This is a genomic window from Stenomitos rutilans (genome assembly GCF_059505485.1).
In genome coordinates this window covers 1-2,213 of sequence record NZ_JCACKR010000086.1, presented here as the reverse complement: position 1 = coordinate 2,213, position 2,213 = coordinate 1, and the positions used below count along the sequence as shown (strand labels likewise).

The following is a 2,213-nucleotide window of genomic DNA, read 5'->3' as shown; positions in this document are numbered from 1 at the left end:
CAGTCTAACTTCTTTCCCTCCTTTCTCCGGTCTTATTAAGTTCACGATCCTAAGGCTCTGGCAAACCATGCAGAAGCTGTTTATGCCCAGAAAAGTGAAGCAGAGCAGAAGCAGACAAGGCAGATTTTTTTGCAGTTGGTACAACTGGGTGAGGGAACGGAAGATACCCGTCGTATTGCCATCCGAACAAAGATAGGCAGCGATTGCTGGAACTTAATTACGCGCAAAGATGGGCTGACAGATCAACGTTTGGTTGTAACCGGACACAACGAGCAATCAGGAGAAGAAATAGCAGAGATCGTACATGAAGCCTTGATTCGAGAATGGCAGCAATTGCGCCGATGGATCAATGAAAATCGTGATTGTCTCCGGCAAAAATAAAAGATTGAAACAGCGGCGGATGAATGGCTCAAGAAAGAGAAACCAAAGGATTATCTGTTTCAGGGACGGCTGCTGAAGGATGCAGAGGCATTTCAGCATGAGCAGGTTGCAGAATTATCGCTATCTGACCTTGCTAAAGAGTTCATCCAGCGTAGTGCCCAGTATCGATGGAAAAATCGACGTAATCTTATTGGCTTTGGCTTGGTCATTCCGCTGGGCTTAGCCATCATTCTGGGAGTTGTGGCTGTAAGAGAAATCCGCGTCAGGCAACTCCGAGTTACTGTGGCGAATGCAAGGGGCACGGAACGACTATTAGCGCTTGAAGAGCTAACAAAATTAGGCGTGAATCTGTCCGATGTTAGTGTTCTCAGAGGCGTAGTTCTCTATAGTGCAAAGCTCAGCCACGCCAAACTACGTGATGCAGATTTGCGTGGCGCTAAACTGGGCGGCGCTGACCTCAGTAATGCGGATCTCTCAGGAGCAAATTTAAATGGAGCAGATCTCAGTGGTGTCGATTTCAGTAACGCTAATTTAGGTAACGCCAGCCTTGAAAAAGCTAACCTCAGTAACGCTAAGCTTACTAAAGCAAACCTGAGCAAAGCTGACCTTCAATCAGCGGATCTGAGCAAAGCCGATCTTCAATTAGCAGATCTGAGCTTCGTTGATAGTCTTCAATGGGCTAATCTTCAAGGAGCCGACCTGAGAGGTGCAAAGCTTAATAATGCACGGCTTACTAGAGCCAAGATATGGGATAGTAGTAACTTCTCAGATGCCAACTTGAGCAATGCTGATTTGTCTGAGGTAGATTTTGGCAGAGGAGTAAGCTTTGTCAATACTAATCTCAATGAGGCAAATCTTCGTAAAGCTAACTTACAGTATGTCGATCTCAGCAGCACAACTCTGACTGGCGCTAATTTTGAAAAGGCTCTCTATAGTAAAGAAACAAAGTTTCCCAAAAGTTTTGAATCCATCCTTCAAGGGATGTATCTGCTTGCCCCAGGTTCTAATCTTAGCAAAGCAAACCTCAGCCGTGCCAACTTAGAAAATATTGACCTTAGCAATGCTAACCTTAGCAATGCTAATCTGCAAGGAACTAACCTTTATGGTGCTAATCTCAGCAATGCAGATTTTTCCAACGCCGAACTAAGCTGTAATACAAAGTTTAAAGAGGAAACTATCAAAGACGCTCAAAATCTGGTTTTCCCAGCCTGCATAGTTGCCGTGCCGCCTGCAAAGTAGATTGCATCGACCTAATTCTCTAGTTCAATAATTTGGGACTGTAATGCATTGATCCGGTTTTGAAGGTTTGAGCGCTCATTTCCTAGGCTTTCTTGTAGTTTTTCTAGCTTTAGTACTTCTTCTACATTAGGGGAGTCTCTAGCTCCTGCGCTCAGCTCATTCAAGCTGATAAAGCATGAATTCAATGAAAACGCAACCTCATATCGTGTTGCTGCCCGGTTTCCTCTAAAAGTTTTATCTGGATACTCCCATTTACACCCGTAGTAGTCTACAAGAGCAGATAATGCTCTAAGTGACCAGCTTGATTGATTGACATCTGAAAGTTGCTTGACAGAAGTTACCTGTGCAACAGTATATTTCTGAAGCAGAGTTAAGATAAACACCAAGATAATGAATGCAAACAGCTTTTTCAGTAGCCTAGTCATAAGCTGAGACTTTTTTGACTTAGATCTTACAGTTATAGCGGTCGCCATAAAGCTTGCGGCATTGCATTTTCGCAAAAGAACGCTGCTGCTTAGTGAGTTTTAGAGTCCACCGCGGGAGCATGTCACCTTTGTAGCGAGTAGAAATACTTAAGAGGGCTAAGGTGCTGG

3 protein-coding genes are annotated in these 2,213 nt (G+C 44.1%); 2 read left to right on the top strand and 1 reads right to left on the bottom strand.

From position 1 onward, the window contains the following. The first annotated feature begins 57 nt into the window (after positions 1 to 57). Together AC5JLP_RS15455 and AC5JLP_RS15450 are read left to right on the top strand one after the other, a co-directional pair. Complete coding sequence (locus tag AC5JLP_RS15455; protein WP_496068817.1) at positions 58 to 381, top strand: nSTAND1 domain-containing NTPase; 324 nt, start codon at positions 58 to 60, stop codon at positions 379 to 381. A 201-nt stretch (positions 382 to 582) separates the two neighbouring features. After that, positions 583 to 1,620, top strand: a complete 1,038-nt coding sequence (locus AC5JLP_RS15450) for a pentapeptide repeat-containing protein (RefSeq protein ID WP_496068816.1) — start codon at positions 583 to 585, stop codon at positions 1,618 to 1,620. A gap of 11 nt (positions 1,621 to 1,631) precedes the next feature. On the opposite strand, the gene AC5JLP_RS15445 is transcribed toward AC5JLP_RS15450, so the two are convergent. Continuing rightward, positions 1,632 to 2,045, bottom strand: coding sequence for a hypothetical protein (locus tag AC5JLP_RS15445; protein ID WP_496068815.1), 414 nt, complete (start codon positions 2,043 to 2,045; stop codon positions 1,632 to 1,634). Positions 2,046 to 2,213 lie beyond the last annotated feature (168 nt).